The sequence below is a fragment of the Streptomyces sp. NRRL S-1813 genome, from assembly GCF_000719605.1.
In the GTDB taxonomy this organism is placed as follows: Bacteria; Actinomycetota; Actinomycetes; order Streptomycetales; family Streptomycetaceae; genus Streptomyces; species Streptomyces decoyicus.
Window position 1 is genome coordinate 772379 of record NZ_JOHB01000001.1, and the last position, 16859, is coordinate 789237.

17 protein-coding genes are annotated in these 16859 nt (G+C 70.9%); 13 read left to right on the forward strand and 4 right to left on the reverse strand.

Going from position 1 to position 16859, the window contains the following annotated elements; translation table 11 throughout:
• The first annotated feature begins 47 nt into the window (after positions 1–47).
• The 4 genes from IF67_RS0103570 to IF67_RS0103585 all read left to right on the forward strand — a co-directional run bounded on the left by IF67_RS0103570 (position 48) and on the right by IF67_RS0103585 (position 4290).
• The gene (locus tag IF67_RS0103570) at positions 48–1424 is read left to right on the forward strand and encodes an MFS transporter (protein ID WP_030981990.1); all 1377 of its coding nucleotides are present in this window, start codon (positions 48–50) and stop codon (positions 1422–1424) included.
• A 43-nt stretch (positions 1425–1467) separates the two neighbouring features.
• Positions 1468–1977 carry a MarR family winged helix-turn-helix transcriptional regulator gene (locus IF67_RS0103575; protein WP_030981992.1) on the forward strand — a complete coding sequence of 170 codons (510 nt, stop codon included), beginning with the start codon at positions 1468–1470 and terminating at the stop codon, positions 1975–1977.
• A gap of 85 nt (positions 1978–2062) precedes the next feature.
• Positions 2063–2395 carry a DUF3817 domain-containing protein gene (locus IF67_RS0103580; RefSeq protein ID WP_030981994.1) on the forward strand — a complete coding sequence of 111 codons (333 nt, stop codon included), beginning with the start codon at positions 2063–2065 and terminating at the stop codon, positions 2393–2395.
• Positions 2396–2589: 194 nt separating this feature from the next.
• Positions 2590–4290, forward strand: coding sequence for an acyl-CoA mutase large subunit family protein (locus tag IF67_RS0103585; RefSeq protein ID WP_030981996.1), 1701 nt, complete (start codon positions 2590–2592; stop codon positions 4288–4290).
• Positions 4291–4395: 105 nt separating this feature from the next.
• On the opposite strand, the gene IF67_RS0103590 is transcribed toward IF67_RS0103585, so the two are convergent.
• The gene (locus IF67_RS0103590; RefSeq protein ID WP_030981998.1) at positions 4396–4749 is read right to left on the reverse strand and encodes a hypothetical protein; all 354 of its coding nucleotides are present in this window, start codon (positions 4747–4749) and stop codon (positions 4396–4398) included.
• A 463-nt stretch (positions 4750–5212) separates the two neighbouring features.
• Here IF67_RS0103590 and IF67_RS0103595 point away from each other — a divergent pair, with 463 nt between their 5' ends.
• The 3 genes from IF67_RS0103595 to IF67_RS0103605 all read left to right on the forward strand — a co-directional run bounded on the left by IF67_RS0103595 (position 5213) and on the right by IF67_RS0103605 (position 7134).
• The gene (locus tag IF67_RS0103595) at positions 5213–5551 is read left to right on the forward strand and encodes a hypothetical protein (protein WP_051817508.1); all 339 of its coding nucleotides are present in this window, start codon (positions 5213–5215) and stop codon (positions 5549–5551) included.
• Positions 5552–5636: 85 nt separating this feature from the next.
• The gene (locus IF67_RS40160) at positions 5637–6758 is read left to right on the forward strand and encodes a hypothetical protein (RefSeq protein ID WP_051817511.1); all 1122 of its coding nucleotides are present in this window, start codon (positions 5637–5639) and stop codon (positions 6756–6758) included.
• Positions 6759–6792: 34 nt separating this feature from the next.
• Entirely contained in the window at positions 6793–7134 is a 342-nt protein-coding gene (locus IF67_RS0103605) for a hypothetical protein (RefSeq protein ID WP_030982008.1), read from the forward strand.
• 6 nt (positions 7135–7140) lie between these two features.
• On the opposite strand, the gene IF67_RS0103610 is transcribed toward IF67_RS0103605, so the two are convergent.
• The gene (locus IF67_RS0103610) at positions 7141–8544 is read right to left on the reverse strand and encodes a HAMP domain-containing sensor histidine kinase (protein WP_030982009.1); all 1404 of its coding nucleotides are present in this window, start codon (positions 8542–8544) and stop codon (positions 7141–7143) included.
• Positions 8541–9263 carry a response regulator transcription factor gene (locus tag IF67_RS0103615; protein WP_030982011.1) on the reverse strand — a complete coding sequence of 241 codons (723 nt, stop codon included), beginning with the start codon at positions 9261–9263 and terminating at the stop codon, positions 8541–8543. The genes IF67_RS0103610 and IF67_RS0103615 overlap by 4 nt, the downstream gene beginning before the upstream one ends.
• A gap of 57 nt (positions 9264–9320) precedes the next feature.
• Here IF67_RS0103615 and IF67_RS0103620 point away from each other — a divergent pair, with 57 nt between their 5' ends.
• A complete protein-coding gene (locus tag IF67_RS0103620; protein WP_037838645.1) occupies positions 9321–10484 on the forward strand; it encodes a UDP-N-acetylglucosamine--N-acetylmuramyl-(pentapeptide) pyrophosphoryl-undecaprenol N-acetylglucosamine transferase in 1164 nt (387 codons plus the stop codon).
• Positions 10481–11485, forward strand: a complete 1005-nt coding sequence (locus tag IF67_RS0103625) for an SDR family NAD(P)-dependent oxidoreductase (protein ID WP_030982014.1) — start codon at positions 10481–10483, stop codon at positions 11483–11485. The genes IF67_RS0103620 and IF67_RS0103625 overlap by 4 nt, the downstream gene beginning before the upstream one ends.
• Before the next feature lie 57 nt (positions 11486–11542).
• Here IF67_RS0103625 and IF67_RS0103630 read toward each other — a convergent pair whose 3' ends face one another.
• Positions 11543–12199 (reverse strand): TetR/AcrR family transcriptional regulator, encoded by a 657-nt coding sequence (locus IF67_RS0103630; protein WP_030982016.1) that lies wholly within the window; start codon positions 12197–12199, stop codon positions 11543–11545.
• 391 nt (positions 12200–12590) lie between these two features.
• On the opposite strand from IF67_RS0103630, the gene IF67_RS0103635 reads away from it, so the two are divergent.
• The 4 genes from IF67_RS0103635 to IF67_RS0103650 all read left to right on the forward strand — a co-directional run bounded on the left by IF67_RS0103635 (position 12591) and on the right by IF67_RS0103650 (position 16767).
• A complete protein-coding gene (locus IF67_RS0103635) occupies positions 12591–13565 on the forward strand; it encodes a tetratricopeptide repeat protein (protein WP_030982018.1) in 975 nt (324 codons plus the stop codon).
• Positions 13566–14176: 611 nt separating this feature from the next.
• Positions 14177–14794, forward strand: coding sequence for a DUF6230 family protein (locus IF67_RS0103640; protein WP_030982021.1), 618 nt, complete (start codon positions 14177–14179; stop codon positions 14792–14794).
• A gap of 130 nt (positions 14795–14924) precedes the next feature.
• On the forward strand, positions 14925–15491 hold the full coding sequence (locus tag IF67_RS0103645) for a DUF6114 domain-containing protein (RefSeq protein ID WP_030080177.1): 567 nt from the start codon (positions 14925–14927) through the stop codon (positions 15489–15491).
• Positions 15492–15576: 85 nt separating this feature from the next.
• Positions 15577–16767, forward strand: coding sequence for a hypothetical protein (locus IF67_RS0103650; protein WP_420708593.1), 1191 nt, complete (start codon positions 15577–15579; stop codon positions 16765–16767).
• Positions 16768–16859 lie beyond the last annotated feature (92 nt).

A 16859-nucleotide genomic window follows, 5' to 3' on the forward strand; every position in this document is an offset into this window, starting at 1 on the left:
GAGCCGAAAGAATACGGGGCCCGGCCGGGGTCCGGCAGGCTGCACGCATGCCCTCCCCCTCCGGGCCCGAGCCGTCGGGCCGTCCTCCCGCCTGCCCCGAAGAGGGCGCCGGCGCCGGCGCCGGACCGTCCGCCGGCGAGGTCCGCGCCGACGGCTATCGCGCCGTGTTCGCCGTCCCGGAGTTCCGGTTCGTCTTCGCCGCGCATCTGCTGTCCTCGCTCGGCGTGGTCGTCTGCGAGATCGCGTTGTCCGTCCTCGTCTTCCGGCTCACCGCGTCGCCGCTGCTGAGCGCCCTGACCTTTGCGCTGGGACTGCTGCCGTACGTGCTCGGCGGGACGCTGCTGTCCGCCGTCGCCGACCGTTATCCGGCCCGGCGGGTGCTGGTCGTCTGCGATGTGCTGTGTGCGCTGGCGGCGGCGGGCATGGTGCTGCCGGGCACCCCGGTCGCGGCCCTGCTGGTGCTGCGCTGTGTCATCGCGGCCATCGCGCCGGTCTTCGCCGGGACCCGGGCCGCGACGCTGGGGGAGGTCCTCGGCGGGGGAGAGCTGTTCGTGCTGGGACGCTCGGTGATCCGCATCGTGAACCAGAGCGCACAGCTCGCCGGGTTCGGGGCGGGGGGCCTGCTGCTCGCCGTGGTCTCCCCGGCGGCGGTGCTCGCGCTCACCGCCGGTACGTTCCTCGGCTCGGCGCTGCTGCTCCGGCTGGGGACCCTGGCGCGGCCGGCGCGCGAGGGGGCGCGGGGCGAGGGACGCGGTGCGCTGCTGGGGGCCTCGCTGGGCGGGGTCCGGCGGCTGCTGGCCGACCGCCGGGTGCGGGCGCTGCTGTTGCTGACCTGGCTGCCGCCGGCGTTCGTCTCCGTCCCCGAGGCGCTGCTGATCCCCTACGCCGGCGGGCTGGGCGTCGGTCCTGCCGGTATGGGGCTGCTGATGTGCAGCATGCCCGTGGGGGCGGTGGTCGCCGAGAGTCTGGTGGGCTCGTTCCTCGGCCCGCGGGCCCGCACCCGGCTGACGTTCCCCATGGGCGTCTTCGCCGTGCTGCCCTCTCTCGGGTTCGCCGCACAGCCCTCGCTCGGCTGGGCGGTGCTGCTGCTCGTGCTGACCGGCACCGGGATCTCGTACAACTTCGGTGTCGACCGCTGGTTCGTCGCCGCGGTCCCCGACGCGCTGCTGGGGCAGGCGATGACGGTGATGCAGGCGGGCCGGATGACGGTCATGGGGTCGGCGATGGGGCTGGCCGGCGCCGCCGCGGAGTACGCACCGCTGCGGGTCGTGATGCCGGCCGCCGGGGTGGTGGGGGTGGTCGGTGTGCTGGCGGTGATCCGGGAGGTGCGGCGTACGGCGCACGGGCGGCCTGCCGCAACGGTCCGGGCGGCCGCCGGTCCGGTGCGGGACCCGGCCGGTCCGGTTCCCGGTACCGAAACCTGAGACACGGCTGACCACCATATGACTGCCGGGTAGGGTCGGACGCGTGCCGAAGCCGCTCAGCCTTGCTTTCGATCCCATCGCGCGTGCCGACGAACTGTGGCAGCAGCGATGGGGCGCCGTGCCCTCGATGGCCGCCATCACCTCGATCATGCGCGCCCATCAGATCCTGCTGGCCGAGGTGGACGCGGTGGTCAAGCCGTACGGACTGACCTTCGCCCGCTACGAGGCGCTGGTGCTGCTGACCTTCTCCAAGGCCGGTGAACTGCCGATGTCGAAGATCGGTGAGCGGCTGATGGTGCATCCGACCTCGGTGACGAACACCGTCGACCGGCTGGTGAAGTCCGGTCTCGTCGCCAAGCGGCCGAACCCGAACGACGGGCGGGGCACGCTCGCCACCATCACCGAGAAGGGCCGCGAGGTGTGTGACAGCGCGACCCGCGAGCTGATGGCGATGGACTTCGGGCTCGGGGCGTACGACGCCGAGGAGTGCGGGGAGATCTTCGCGATGCTGCGGCCGCTGCGGGTGGCGGCGGCGGACTTCCAGGACGAGTAGCGGGTGCCGTCACCCTGCCCGGCGGGTCCGGCGTCCGCAGGGGGGCGGCGAAGATCGCCCCGGAACGGGTGGTTACGCTCGGGGCATGAAGCGAAGCGTCCTGACCCGCTACCGGGCGATGGCCTACATCACCGCCGTGATGCTGCTGGTGCTCTGCACGTGCATGGTTTTCAAGTACGGCTTCGGGATGGGCAAGGACCTCACCCTCGTCGTCTCGCAGATCCACGGCGTGCTCTACATCATCTACCTGGTCTTCGCCTTCGACCTGGGCTCCAAGGCCAAGTGGAAGTTCGGCAAGCTGCTGTGGGTGCTGGTCTCGGGCACGATCCCCACCGCTGCGTTCTTCGTGGAGCGCCAGGTGGTGCGCGAGATCGAGCCGCTGATCGCCGATGACGCTCCGGAGCCGGTGAAGGCCTGAAGCCCACCGGTCCGCCCCCCGGCCCGGTCCGACGGCACCCCTGCCGGCCTCCTCCGACGCGCCTGTCCCTGCACCGGACGGGCGCGTTTTCGTTTGCCAGGCGCCATTACGGGCGGTGACCACGGCGACGCGTATCGCGACTCACACTCCCCTCCCGTCGACAATTACTAGGACGTCCAAGTAAATTCGAAGGTATGGACGCTGACGCGATCGATGAGGGCCGCCGCCGCTGGCAGGCTCGGTACGACTCCGCCCGGAAGCGGGACGCGGACTTCACCACGCTCTCGGGAGATCCCGTCGAGCCGGCGTACGGGCCCCGGCCCGGGGACTCGGTCGAGGGGTTCGAGCGGATCGGGTGGCCGGGCGAGTACCCCTTCACGCGGGGCCTGTATCCGACCGGCTACCGCGGGCGGACGTGGACGATCCGCCAGTTCGCCGGCTTCGGCAATGCCGAGCAGACCAACGAGCGTTACAAGATGATCCTGAAGGCGGGCGGCGGCGGCCTCTCCGTCGCCTTCGACATGCCCACCCTGATGGGCCGGGACTCCGACGACCCGCGCTCGCTCGGCGAGGTCGGGCACTGCGGTGTCGCCATCGACTCGGCGGCCGACATGGAGGTCCTTTTCCAGGACATTCCGCTGGGCGATGTCACGACGTCCATGACGATCAGCGGGCCCGCCGTCCCGGTCTTCTGCATGTATCTGGTGGCCGCCGAACGGCAGGGCATCGATCCGGGGGTCCTGAACGGCACGCTCCAGACGGACATCTTCAAGGAGTACATCGCACAGAAGGAGTGGCTCTTCCAGCCCGAGCCGCATCTGCGCCTGATCGGCGACCTGATGGAGCACTGCGCGCGCGGCATCCCCGCGTACAAGCCGCTCTCGGTCTCCGGCTACCACATCCGCGAGGCGGGCGCGACGGCCGCCCAGGAGCTGGCGTACACGCTCGCCGACGGCTTCGGCTATGTGGAGCTGGGCCTCTCCCGCGGGCTGGACGTCGACACCTTCGCCCCCGGCCTGTCCTTCTTCTTCGACGCGCATCTGGACTTCTTCGAGGAGATCGCCAAGTTCCGTGCCGCGCGCCGGATCTGGGCCCGCTGGATGCGGGACGTCTACGGCGCGACGAGCGACAAGGCGCAGTGGCTGCGTTTCCACACCCAGACCGCGGGTGTCTCGCTGACCGCCCAGCAGCCGTACAACAACGTCGTACGGACCGCCGTCGAGGCCCTGGCGGCAGTGCTCGGCGGCACGAACTCGCTGCACACCAACGCGCTGGACGAGACTCTCGCCCTGCCCAGTGAGCAGGCCGCGGAGATCGCGCTGCGCACCCAGCAGGTGCTGATGGAGGAGACCGGTGTCGCCAACGTCGCCGACCCGCTGGGCGGTTCGTGGTTCATCGAGTCGCTGACCGACCGGATCGAGGCGGACGCCGAGAAGATCTTCGACCAGATCAAGGAGCGCGGCAGGCGGGCGGTCCCCAACGGCGAGCACCCGATCGGCCCGATGACGTCCGGCATCCTGCGCGGCATCGAGGACGGCTGGTTCACCGGCGAGATCGCCGAATCCGCCTTCCAGTACCAGCAGGCGCTGGAGAAGGGCGACAAGAAGGTCGTGGGCGTCAACTGCCACCACGGCTCGGTCACCGGCGACCTGGAGATCCTGCGGGTCAGCCACGAGGTCGAGCGCGAGCAGGTGCGGGCGCTCGCGCAGCGCAAGGAGGCCCGTGACGACGCCCGGGTCCAGGCCTCGCTGAAGGCGATGCTGGAAGCCGCCCGGGACGGCGGCAACATGATCGAGCCCATGCTGGAGGCCGTACGGGCCGAGGCGACGCTCGGTGAGATCTGCGGAGTGCTGCGGGACGAGTGGGGGGTTTATACGGAGCCGGCGGGGTTCTGAGGCCGGCCCTCCGGCGCGTTGACGCCGGTCCGGGGCGGCAGGCGTGGTCCTGCCGCCCCGTGGGCCCGGAGGCCCCGAAGACGCAGGGCGGCCCGCCCGTGCCGGTCAGGCCGCCGCGGGCAGGACGAACCCGAGGACGGGGCTGACGACGATCATGCCGAAGAGGGCCGCTGCCGCCGACGTGAGCACGAGGGTGCGCGTGCGCGTCCCCGCGGTGGCGCGCCAGGTCTCCCGCATCTGACGAACGGTGCCGCCGGTTTCGCCGAAGCCGGTCAGCCACCCGAACAGCAGGAACGGGAGGGCCAGGAGCACCGAGAAGGCGATCATGAAATTCTTCGTGACCTCCCCGCGACTGGCGATGGTGTACGTCGAAGCCAGGAAGCTGAGAAGGGTGCTGCCGTCGTGCGCCTGGACCGGGAGGCGGGCACCTGAGCGGTAGTCGGTGTCGACACTGTTCATGGACGCCCGGCCGTCGGTGGCCTTTCCGTCGTCCGAGCGGAAAGCTCCGTCACAGTCGAAGTCGTAGGAACGCGAGCTGGACCGTGAGCTGGAGCTGTGGTGCGGATAGCAGTCCTGAACGGTGAAGGTTCCATGACTGCCTGTGAGGCCCGCCGCGGTTACCCCTTTCGTGGCAAACATGCCACTGGCCGACAGAACGGCAACAAGGAGGACTGCAAAGGCGCACTTCCCGCCGAATGACCTCTTGCCGGACATGCCTGGAGACTTGGGCATGGCACTTGTTCCCTTTCCTGGTGATTGGCGGGGCGCAAAGGCCGCTGCCGGGGGTGCATGACGTCATCGGGCGCCGGTTGCGGGTGCGAGTAATCCCTTCGGGATTCTCCCGTCACGACTGCCGCGGGTGTCGGATACCGTACGCCATTGGATTTATCCGATCCTTATTCGTGCAGTTCAGGGGTGAATCATGGCAGGCTCCGGGTACGACGTGGACCCGGCCGTCCTCACGACGCAGGGCGGTGTTTTCCACGACATCGGCTCCGATTTCGGCGAGGCCGCCAAGAAGTTGCAGGCCGCTCTCAAAGAGGCCGAAGAGTGGGGCAGCGACGAATTCGTCAAGATTTTCAATGATTTCTACAAGCCGGTGAGCGAGGGCATCGCCGAGTCGATGCCGCACCTCGGCGCGGAAATCTCCAGGATCGGCAGCAGGCTCGGGGCCATGGGCGCGCATTACGACACCACCGAGCAGGAGCAGCACGATCACCTTGCCCGGTACGCGGCACACCGCCCCGACATCACGAACTGACGCCTTGTCAGGCCGCGACGCCCGCCCCGCGCCCGGCCCGCCCACCCGCCACATGTTCCCGCGCCACCCGGGGGAGTGACACACCATGCCCACCATCATGCTGCCGAAAGAGGTCGACTGGGTCCTCGATCTGCTGGGCTTCCAGTGGCCCGATGTCGACGAGGGCAAGATGCGGGACGCGGCCGAAGCCTGGAGCGACTTCGCCGCCGCCGTCCGCCGGTCCCAGCAGCAGGGCGGCACCGCCGCGAACACGGTGCGCGGCGCCAACTCCGGCGAGGCGGTCGAGGCCTTCGGCAACGCCTGGCGGAAGGTCGGTGACGGCTACCTCGATGACGCCGCCGAGGCCGCCGAGGTGCTCGCCATGGTGCTCCAGGTGGTGGCCGCGATCGTCATGATCATGAAGATCGCGGTGATCGTCCAGCTGATCGCGCTGGCCGTCGAGTTCGCGATGGCCCAGGCCGCCGCGCCGGTCACGCTGGGCGCCTCCGAGGCCGGGGCCGCCGCGGCCACGGCGACGACCCGGGCGGTCGTGCGCAGGATCCTGACGGAGGCGAAGACGAAGATCTTCCAGGCCGTCAAGGAAGCGCTGGAGAAGAAGGTGGTGAAGGGCGCCCGGGAGATCCTGGTGGACCTGGCCAAGGACCTCGGCAAGGACGCGGCCAAGGGGATCGGGCAGAACATCGCCTCGCAAGGCGTCAAGGGCTACTTCGGGGCGCAGGACGGGTTCTCGGTCGGGGACGCGGTCAAGGCGGGGGCGAAGCCCCTCGTGGACCTCGACGACGTGCACGGCCTCTCGGACTGGGACAAGGCCGGCTTCGGCGACAAGCTCAAGGACGTCGGCAAGGCCGGTACGGGCGCGTACCACGTGGCCCAGGGCGCCGGTCAGGTCGCGCACGGCGATTTCGCCGCGGGCGGCAGGCAGATGTGGGAGGGCGAGCAGGAGGCCGCCGAAGGCGTCAGGGGCGTCTACGACATCCGCCACAAGGACCCGGAGCCGGCGGCCGAGGGCCAGGACGCGAGCGACGGCGGCGCGTCCGGTGGCGGCGCGTCAGAGGAGGGCGCGTCCGACGGCGCCTCCGACGGCTCGGCCTCGCAGGCCGCGCCGTCGGGCGGTGCCAGGTCCCGGATCGCGGACGGCATTCCCGACACCGAGGCCCCGGAGGACGGTCAGGGCGAGGCCGATCGTGTCCGCAACGCCTTCGGCTGACAGCCCGGCACCGGTGAGAGGAACGAACCACCCGATGAACAGCAGTAACGGCTTCACCGCCCCCGGCGACCGCGACTACCCGGTCGAGGACCAGGACCTGACCCAGGAGCAGAACGAGCACCTCACCGCCTCCCTGCGGGCCGTCCGGAACAGCGCGTCCGCCCCGCCCGCCCTTCAGGACCTCGCCCGTAAGGTGCTGGGCGGGCGGCTCGAACTCAAGGATGCGCTCGACGACCCGTCCGGCTTCCGCGCGCTCACCGACGGGCTCTCCGGGATGCGGGAGAGCTGGCGGTCGATGTCGCCGCAGGACCGGCAGGCGGTCCGCACGGCGGTCGAGGAGAAGGCGGCGGAGAAAGAGGCCGACGGCGGCCGCTGAGCGGGCCTACGCCGCCGCGACCGGCACCCGCAACCGGAACATCGCCCCGCCCCCCGGCGCCTGTTCGGCGGTGAGTTCGGCGCCGTGGGCGCGGGCGATCTGGCGGGCCATGGCCAGGCCCAGGCCCGAGCCGGGCAGGGCGCGGGCCGTCTTGGCGCGGTAGAAGCGGTCGAAGACATGGGGGAGGTCGTCCGCCGCGATGCCGGGGCCATGGTCGCGGATCGTCAGCTCCAACTCTCCCGAGGCAAAGGTGAGTTCGGCCTCGACCGGGCCGCCCGGCGGGGAGAACTTCGCGGCGTTGTCGAGGAGGTTGGACAGCAGCCGGGACAGGCGGGGCGGCACGCCGGGGATTGTGAGGCCGGCCGCGGAGGGGGCGAGGGCGGTGGTGAAGGTGATCTCCGGCCAGTGTTCGCGGGCCGCGCTAACCGCGTGCTCCAGGAGGGCCGCCGGGCGCACCTGCTCCACCAGGGGCTGCGGCTCCTCGTCGCGGGCCAGTTCGATCAGGTCGTTGACGAGGGTGGTGACCGCGCGCAGCTGACGGCCCAGCGCGGCCGAGGCGCGATCGCGCTGGGCGTCGGTCAGGCGGTCGGCGCGGGCCAGGAGTTCGGCGTTGGTGCGCAGCGCCGTCAGCGGGGTGCGCAGTTCGTGGGAGGCGTCGGCGACCAGGCGGCGCTGCGCGGTGACGGACTGTTCCAGCTCGCCGAGCATGGTGTTGAAGCTGGTGGCGAGGCGGGTGATCTCGTCCTCCCGGGCGGTTGGGCCGCCGGGGAGTTCGATGCGATGGCCGGCGTCGCGGGTGGCGGCGATGCGTTCCGCGGTGGCGGTGAGCCGGGCGACCGGGGCCAGCCCCGTACGGGACACCCAGTAGCCGAGGGCGGCGGCCAGCAGGACGCCGGCGGCGCCGGCCGCGGACAGCGCCCAGGCGGCCTGTTGTACGCCCCGGTCGACGGTGTCGGAGCGCTGGGCGACCTGCACCGCCTCGTCCTTGGTCCCCAGGCGCATGGTGACCATCCGGACCGGCTGCCCGGCCACCGTCAGCTTGCTGTAAAACGGCGCGCGCCGCCCGTCGGCGACCTGCCGGGTGGCGTCGGAGACGGGCAGCACATACCGCTCGCGCGGGTCCTTGGCAGGGTCGGACGGCACGATCTGGATACAGGGCGAGGCCGGGTACCGGCAGAGGGTGTCACTCGGCGTCGGGCCCCAGTCGTGGCGCTGATGGATGGCCTGCGTGGCCGTCTGGTTCAGGTTCAGTTCCAGCTGACGGGTCATCTGGTGTTGGATGATGGCGAAGGCGGCGGCGCAGATGCCGACCGCCACCAGCGCCACCGCGGCGGAGGCGGCCAGCGCCAGCCGGGTGCGGAGCGGGCGGCGGCGTCGCCAGCGGGCCCCGAGGCCGCGGGTGCCGGTCATACGCCGTCCGCGTGGTCCAGGCGGTAGCCCACACCGTGCACGGTGTGGACGAGGCGGGGCTCGCCGCCCGCCTCCAGTTTGCGGCGCAGATAACCGATGTACACGGCCAGGGAGTTGGAGTCCGGGCCGAAGTCGCGGCCCCAGACGCGCTCCAGGATGACTTCGCGCGGCAGCACCTGTCCGGGGTGCTGTAGCAGCAGTTCCAGCAGCGCCCATTCGGTGCGGCTGAACTCCAGGGGCCGGCCCGCCCGGTGGCCGCTGCGGGTCAGGGGGTCGACGACCAGATCGCCGAAGGAGAGCCGGCTGTCGTCGACGGCGCCGGTCGAGGCCCGGCGCAGCAGGGCCCGGACGCGGGCCACCAGCTCGTCCAGGGCGAACGGTTTGACGAGGTAGTCATCGGCGCCGGCGTCGAGCCCGTCGACCCGTTCGCTGACCGAGTCCAGCGCGGTCAGGACGAGGATCGGGGTGCGGTCGTCCAGCGCGCGCAGCCGTCGGCAGACGGCCAGACCGTCCAGGACGGGCATCATCACGTCCAGGACGAGGGCGTCCGGCTGCCAGCCGGCGACCTCCGAGAGGGCGGCCAGGCCGTCGGCGGCGCCGCGTACCGTATAGCCCTCCACGGCGAGGCCGTCCTCCACGGCGGCGCGCACCTCCGGTTCGTCGTCGACGACGAGGATCTTGGGGGCCGGGGTGTTCCCGGGCGTGGGCGGCATGGACATAGGCTGCCAAACACCTCTCTTAGAAGCCTCTTAGGGCGTATCGCGAGCGTGGCGGCCATGCGCACACCACTCTCCGTCGTGATCGGTGCAGGCGGCACCGGCGGCCACATCTATCCGGGACTCGCCCTCGCCGACGCGCTCCGCCGGGCCGTGCCCGATGCGGTGATCTCCTTCGTCGGGACCGAACGCGGCCTGGAGACGCGGCTGATCCCGAAGGCCGGATACCGGCTGCACACCGTCGACATGATCCCCTTCGACCCCTCGCTAGGCGCCCGACGCTATCTGCTGCCGGCCGCCCTGCTTCGCTCGGGTGCCCAGTGCCGGGCGATCCTCAAGGAACAGAAAGCCCAGGTCGCGGTCGGTATGGGCGGCTATCCGAGCGCCCCGGTGATCGTCGGGGCCCGGCTGGCCGGGCTGCCGAGCCTGATCCATGAGTCCAACGCGGTGCCCGGCCGGGCCAACCAGTTCGCGGCCCGGCTCACCCCGCACATCGCCCTCGCCTTCGACCGCAGCCGGGAGCACCTGGCCGGCGGCGAGCGGGCCGAGACGGTGGGGATGCCGCTGGTCGGTCCGCTGGCCGAGCTGAACCGGGAGCGCCTGCGGCCCACTGCCCGCCGGGCCCTGGGCGTTCCGGACGGGGCGCGGCTGCTGCTGGTCAACGGCGGCAGCCTCGGAGCGGCCCGGCTGACCGAGGCGGCGGTGGGCCTGGCCGGCCGCTACCGGGGGCGTACGGACCTCCGGCTGCTGATCAAGACCGGGCCCGCGGCCCTGGAGGAGACCCGGGCCCTCCTGGCGGCGAACGGCGGGGACGCGGTCGCCGAGGCCGTGCCGTACGTGGACCGGATGGATCTGGCGTATGCCGCCGCCGATCTCGTGGTGTGCCGGGCCGGTTCGGCGACCGTCGCGGAGCTGGCCACGATCGGGATGCCGGCCGTTCTCGTGCCGTATCCGCATGCGCCGGGTGACCACCAGACCCACAACGCGCGAGTGCTGTCCGACGCGGGGGCGGCGCTGCTGCTGCCCGATCCGCAGACCTCGGCGGAGCGGCTGGACGAGCTGGTCACCCCGCTTCTCGACGACCCTGACCGGCTCGCCGCGATGGGCGCGGCCGCCGACCCCGGCACCCATGCGCGGGCCGCCGACCTGCTGGCCGCCAAGGCGCTGGCGCTGGCCGGTCACCCCCTTGCCCCCCACCACCTCACGATGAAGGAGTCAGCATGAGCAGCAACACCCAGCAGTGGACGGGCCGTAAGGTCCTGGTGACCGGAGCCGAGGGGTTCATCGGCTCGGCCCTGGTCGACATGCTCGTGGAGGCCGGCGCCGAGGTGCGCGCGTTCGTCCATTACAAGCCGTACGCCGAAAAGGGAAATCTGGCGCGCTATCTCGTGCCGGGCGGCCCCGTCGAGATGGTCGCGGGCGATGTGCGGGACGCGGGCCGGGTGATGGACGCGGTCGCGGGCTGCGACACCGTCTTCCATCTGGCCGCGCTGATCGGGATTCCGTACAGCTACGACTCACCGGGCGCCTATGTGCAGACGAACGTCGTCGGGACGGAGAACGTCGCGGAGGCCTGCCGGCGGCATGCGGTGCGGCGGCTGGTGCACACGTCCACCAGTGAGGTCTACGGGACCGCGCTGACCGCGCCGATCGGTGAGGACCACCCGCTTCAGCCGCAGTCTCCGTACTCCGCCTCGAAGATCGGCGCGGACATGATGGCGCTGTCGCACCGGCACGCCTTCGGGCTGCCGGTGACCGTGGTGCGGCCGTTCAACACCTACGGGCCGCGGCAGTCGGCGCGCGCCGTGATCCCCACGATCCTCGCCCAACTCCACTCGGGTGCCCGGCAGATCAAGCTCGGCTCGCTCACCCCGACCCGCGACTTCACCTATGTCACCGACACCGCGGCCGGGTTCCTGGCGCTGGCCGACTGCGACCGGGCGCTGGGCGAGGTCGTCAACCTCGGCACCGGGCGGGAGATCTCCATCGGGGCACTCGCCGAGGCGCTGATAGCGGCCTCGGGCCGCGAGGCCGAGGTGGTGGTGGACACCGAACGGCTGCGGCCCGCCGGCAGCGAGGTCGAGCGGCTCCTGTCGGACAACTCCCGGGCCCGCGAGTGGGCTTCGTGGCGGCCGGAGGTCTCCTTGGAGGAGGGACTGAAGCGGACATCGGAGTGGGTGGCCGAGAACCTGCGGCTGTTCGCCGCGGACCGCTACCAGGTCTGACCGGAGCGTGGCGCGGCACCTCGGTGCCGCGCCACGGCCGGGCCCCGGCGCCCGGTCTCAGCGCTGGTCGCCCAGACCGGACAGCCCGGTGAGGAAGAGCGCCGTGAAGTCGCGCCCCCACGCGGCGTCCACGGGTTCACCGCTGACCAGGGTGCGGTGCACGATCGCCCCGGCGATCACATCGAAGATCAGGTCCATGTTGCGGGCGGCCGCCTGCTCGCCCTCCTCACCGGGGGTGTCCGGGGGCAGCTCGCCACGGGCCTGGGCGCGCGAGCGGCCGAGCAGGACCAGCCGCTTCTGGCGGTCGACGATCGCCGAGCGGATCCGTTCGCGCAGCGCCTCGTCGGTGGTGGACTCGGCCACCACGGCCATCAGCGCCGTCTTGGTCTCCGGCCGGGCGAGCAGCGCGCCGAACTGGAGCACCACTCCCTCGATGTCGGATTTCAGACAGCCCCGGTCGGGGAGTTCGAGCTCGTCGAAAAGGACCGCCACGGCGTCCACGACGAGCTCGTTCTTGTTGGCCCAGCGGCGGTAGAGCGTGGTCTTGGCGACCCCGGCCCGGGCCGCCACATCACTCATGGTGAGCCGCCCCCAGCCCAGATCGACCAGCGCGGCACGGGTCGCGTGGAGGATCGCAAGATCGGTCTCGGCGCTGCGCGGTCGGCCCGTGCGGCCTTTCCGGGGGCTGGCTGAGTGGTGCATGCGGGCGACCATACCGGCGAGTACGGGCCACGCCGCCCGTGAGGCAGATCACTCTCCACGGGGCCGGAACCGGTTGTTGCTCGGGGGCGACGGCGAGTTACGCTACGGGTCGTAGCGTAAGAGCGACAGCCACTGGCCGTGGGTGGGGACCCATGGCCGCGCACGACGGTCCTCCTCGGGACCGCACTCCGGCCCTCCTCGGGGCCGGAATCGGGCAGCGGTCCCGGACGTACGCCGGCATTCCGGCGGGGCGTGCGGACGGGATGCGGTGCCCGGCAGAAGGCCCGGCGGCGGCACCGGACCGGCGCTTTGCACCGCAGGCCGCAGCACCGATCGCATCGCAGACCGCAGCGCTTTCCGGATCGCTTTCCGGAACGGCCCGCCCAGGGGGGAGGATGGACCCATGCAGCCACGCAATATGTCCATGAGTGGAGTCGTCGACCTCGCAGCGGTGAAGGCGGCGGGGGAAGCGAAGCAGAAGGCGGAGCAGGCACGTGCCGAGGCCGCCCGTACGGGCCAGGCGCCCGCGAGCGGTGCCCGCCTGGTGTTCGATGTCGATGAGGCGGGGTTCCAGCAGGACGTCCTGCAGCGCTCGACCGAGGTCCCGGTCGTCATCGACTTCTGGGCCGAGTGGTGCGAGCCGTGCAAGCAGCTGGGTCCGCTGCTGGAGCGCCTCGTGGGGGAGTACGCCGGCAAGTTCGTGCTGGCCAAGATCGACGTCGATGCCAACCAGATGCTGTTCCAGCAGTTCGGGGTGCAGGGCATCCCGGCGGTCTTCGCGGTCGTCGCGGGCCAGCCGATCCCGCTGTTCCAGGGTGCGGCCCCCGAGTCGCAGATCCGCCAGGTGCTCGACCAGCTGGTGCAGGCCGCCGAGCAGCAGTTCGGCATCGTGGGAGCGCCCGTCGACCCGCAGGCCGAGGGCGAGCCGGCCCAGGAGGCCGAGGCCCCGGAGCCGGCCGGTCCCTACGACGCCCTGCTGGAGGCCGCGAACCAGGCGCTGGACTCCGGCGATCTGGGCGGTGCCGTCCAGGCCTACAAGAACGTGCTCAACGACGATCCGGCCAACCCGGAGGCCAAGCTCGGTCTGGCTCAGGCCGAACTCCTGCATCGCGTGCAGGACCTGGATCCGCAGGCGGTGCGCAAGGAGGCCGCGGAGAACCCGGCCGATGTGCAGGCGCAGATCCGGGCCGCGGACCTCGATCTGGTCGGCGGGCACGTCGAGGACGCGTTCGGCCGGCTGGTCGACGCGGTGAAGCGGTCGGCGGGTGACGACCGGGAGGCAGCGCGACGGCGGCTGCTGGAGCTGTTCGAGGTCATCGGCGCGGAAGATCCGCGGGTGACGGCGGGGCGTACCGCCCTTGCCCGGGTGCTGTTCTGACCCGCTGTCTTCGCAGTCGCCCGCTTCTGACCAGTACGCCCTCCGCGCGTTGACCGAACAAACGACACAGCGGCCACGTTTTACCAAAACTTGGTAATCGTGGCCGCTGTTACTTCAAGTAAGCCTGGGCGACCTCCTTGCGGCACTGTGTCCGCAATTGCCCAATGTCCCCTCACCGTTAGTGGCGACCGTATGTGTCCGGTTGATTTCGGTGGGTCGTGGCGTGGTTATCGGGTCGTTACCCGCAAGTAACGAGCCCCTTGTGCGGCGGCCGCGAATGGACCACGATCGGCCACGCTCGGTCCATTCCCGCAGTCCGGCATCCGGTCGGCACCGCGGGGTATTTGGGTCCCCACCGAGTGGCCGGCGGCAGTGTCGCCGGTCTTGGACAGGGGGGTCTCTGCCCCACCCGGCAGGGCCTGTCCAGTGAGGTTGCGCGAGAGCGTGGCCAGTGGTTGTCGCTCGGGGGTGATCGCCGGTATTCGGAACACGATGTGCCTCCGAGACAGGCGCTCTCCTTCCCGAGGACGTAGCGCTTCTCCCATCCCAGGTACGGCTTCCCAAGTGAGGCGGCCCGTACCGGAGATGTACGTCCGAGAAGGAGGAAAGTCATGGAGTCCCTGGCTCGTGGCGGGACCAGATGGAAGCGGTTCGCCGTCGTCATGGTGCCGAGCGTCGCGGCTACGGCCGCGATCGGTGTTGCCCTCTCGCAGGGTGCGCTCGCGGCGTCGTTCAGCGTGTCCGGCCAGCAGTTCAAGGTCGCTACAGACCGGCTGGACGGCACCGGATTTGTTCAGTACGGAGCCATTGACGCCCAGAAGGGCGGCAAGCAGGTCCCGGTGGCGGTCTCGGGGTTCTCGAACGCCAAGATCAAGAACCTGTGCCAGTCGGTAGTCGTGCCGGTCCCGGTCTTCGGCGATGTGTCGATGAAGCTGTCGGCCGGTGGCGGTGACACGCCTGTCGAGGCGAAGAACCTCTACATCGACCTCGACGAGCTGTCCGCGGACGCGACCTTCAACAACATCGACATCGGTGTTGCTGCGGGCTCGACGACCAAGGGCCCGGGCATGCACAAGGGCGACAAGGCCGACCCGGGCTCGTTCGCCCAGCAGGCCGACTCGGCCACGCTGACCCACGTCAGGCAGCAGGCATGGGCCACGACGGCCGGAACGTTCAAGCTCAGCGGCCTGAAGATGAGCGTCGCCAAGGGCAAGAGCGAGTGCTACTGACGCACTGAGCGTGCGGGCGCGGGGCGAGCTGTACGGCCATCGCCGTTCCCCGTGCCCGTACGCCGGGTAGCGCCTAGTAGGACACCCAGCACAGAACCACCGATTTGCCAGTCCCGAGGAGCTGTACGACATGAGCGCCGACACGCGACCACGGCTGATCGAGACCATCGGCCGCAAGCGGCTTTCGTTCCGGGAGTGGCGCGGATACCGCCCGTTCTGGGGCGGCATGCTGACTCTGCTGGCCGGCATCCCGATCATGTACATCCCTTACGCGAATCTCACGATCGGTTCCCTGACCGTCCGCATGGCGACCACCGCCGGCGCCGGCTCGCTGATCATCGGCGTACTGCTGGTCGTGCTCGGTCTGACCATGTGGTTCCAGCCCGCCTCGCGCGTCTTCGCGGGCGTGGCGGCGATTCTGCTCTCTCTGGTCTCCCTGGTCGTCTCGAACTTCGGCGCCTTCCTGATCGGCTTCCTCCTGGGGCTGATCGGCGGTGCGCTGGGAGTCTCCTGGGCGCCGGGCAAGGCCGGCCGGAGCGGGGACGACGCCGACGAGGCGGGCCGCACCACGGTCGCCGGACCGGTGGTCGCCACGCACCCCGCGCCGGCTGCCGGTCCCGGGTTGGGCAATGGACTGGACGACCTGTCAGGAACGAGCCCGACCAACGGAACGAACGGGAGGCACCGTGCCGGGTGACGAGCTGCACGAGAGCGCAGCTGCCGGGGCGAGAACCGGGCCGAGGCACGCGGCACCGAGGAAGCCGCTGCTGACTCGGCTCCACGTGCCCGCGGGCAAGGCGATAGCCATCGCCGCCATGCCGTCCGCCGTGCTCATGGGCATGGGGCTGACGCCCCAGATGGCGATAGCCAAGCCGGCGCCCAAGAGCCCCTTCAAGGACGGCCCGTGCGTCACCGCTCCGGACAAGGTGGACGAGAAGGACGCCAAGTCCAAGGACGGTGCGAAGGACCAGAAGGACGATGCGCAGGGCAAGGACGGCGCAGAGCCGTCCGCCGGGCCTTCCGCCTCGCCCTCGCCCTCGGCCGGCAAGGACGCCGACAAGGCGCCCGAGTCCACGCCGTCCGGCTCCGCGAAGACCGATGAGCCTTCGGGCTCCGCGACCCCGTCGCCGTCGGCCTCCGAGGAGAAGAAGGACGACGGCGGTCTGCTGGGCGGCATCGGTGACGCGCTCGGCGGTCTCCTCGGCGGCGACAAGTCCGAGGAGCCGGCGGATTCGCCGAGCCCCTCGGCGTCCGAGCCGGCTTCGCCGAGCCCCTCGCCGTCCGCGTCCAAGGACTCCGGTTCCGCCACCGACAAGGTCACCAAGCCGGTCCAGGACACGGTCGACGGCCTCAAGGACGGCGCCGGCAAGGCCGGTGACGCCGTCAAGAACGGGTCGAAGACGGTCAACGACACCGTCCACGGCGCGGTGGGCGCGGCGGACAACGCCCTGCCCGGCGGCGGCGTCGACGGCAAGGACGCCAGCGGCAAGAAGGCGTTCCCCTGCGTCGTCGAGAACAAGCAGAAGGGCAAGGGCGAGCAGACCCCCGCCACCCTGCCCGACGACCCCTGGCACCTGGAGTCCAGCGCGCTCACCCTGCGCGGCCTGAACTACGAGGGCGTCGTCAATGTCCAGACGCAGAACGGCCACACCAAGCAGGCCCTGAAGTTCACGGCGGACAGCGTCGACATCGGCGATCTGCACCAGATCGTCGACGACCCGACGTCCAAGAAGCGCTACCACGTCCAGGGCGCACCGGGATCGACGTCCACGATCCGTGGCGGCAAGGTGACGATGTACACCGAGCGGCTTCAGGGCAACCTCTTCGGCCTGATCCCGATCGTCTTCGACCCCGAGCACCCGCCGCCGATCAACGTCCCGTTCGCGTACTTCACCAAGGTGAAGATCGACCAGGCGGGCCAGTTCGGCGGCAATCTCCACATCCCGGGTCTGCACCAGTCGATCACGGACTGAGGGCCACGGCCGCGGGCCGAGGACCACAAAGCCGTCCGGGAGCCGCAGAAAACGGCGGTGGGCCGCCCCCTTGCCGGGGGCGGCCCACCGCC

Bases quoted from the DNA above. Each gene is read 5' to 3' on its own strand.
- IF67_RS0103630 (WP_030982016.1), bottom strand. From the start codon at position 12,199: ATGGTCGCCCGCATGCACCACTCAGCCAGCCCCCGGAAAGGCCGCACG.
- IF67_RS0103640 (WP_030982021.1), top strand. From the start codon at position 14,177: ATGGAGTCCCTGGCTCGTGGCGGGACCAGATGGAAGCGGTTCGCCGTC.
- IF67_RS0103645 (WP_030080177.1), top strand. From the start codon at position 14,925: ATGAGCGCCGACACGCGACCACGGCTGATCGAGACCATCGGCCGCAAG.
- IF67_RS0103590 (WP_030981998.1), bottom strand. From the start codon at position 4,749: ATGAACAGTGTCGACACCGACTACCGCTCAGGTGCCCGCCTCCCGGTC.
- IF67_RS0103610 (WP_030982009.1), bottom strand. From the start codon at position 8,544: ATGACCGGCACCCGCGGCCTCGGGGCCCGCTGGCGACGCCGCCGCCCG.
- IF67_RS0103615 (WP_030982011.1), bottom strand. From the start codon at position 9,263: ATGTCCATGCCGCCCACGCCCGGGAACACCCCGGCCCCCAAGATCCTC.
- IF67_RS0103570 (WP_030981990.1), top strand. From the start codon at position 48: ATGCCCTCCCCCTCCGGGCCCGAGCCGTCGGGCCGTCCTCCCGCCTGC.
- IF67_RS0103595 (WP_051817508.1), top strand. From the start codon at position 5,213: ATGGCAGGCTCCGGGTACGACGTGGACCCGGCCGTCCTCACGACGCAG.
- IF67_RS40160 (WP_051817511.1), top strand. From the start codon at position 5,637: ATGCCCACCATCATGCTGCCGAAAGAGGTCGACTGGGTCCTCGATCTG.
- IF67_RS0103620 (WP_037838645.1), top strand. From the start codon at position 9,321: ATGCGCACACCACTCTCCGTCGTGATCGGTGCAGGCGGCACCGGCGGC.
- IF67_RS0103585 (WP_030981996.1), top strand. From the start codon at position 2,590: ATGGACGCTGACGCGATCGATGAGGGCCGCCGCCGCTGGCAGGCTCGG.
- IF67_RS0103635 (WP_030982018.1), top strand. From the start codon at position 12,591: ATGCAGCCACGCAATATGTCCATGAGTGGAGTCGTCGACCTCGCAGCG.
- IF67_RS0103625 (WP_030982014.1), top strand. From the start codon at position 10,481: ATGAGCAGCAACACCCAGCAGTGGACGGGCCGTAAGGTCCTGGTGACC.
- IF67_RS0103605 (WP_030982008.1), top strand. From the start codon at position 6,793: ATGAACAGCAGTAACGGCTTCACCGCCCCCGGCGACCGCGACTACCCG.
- IF67_RS0103580 (WP_030981994.1), top strand. From the start codon at position 2,063: ATGAAGCGAAGCGTCCTGACCCGCTACCGGGCGATGGCCTACATCACC.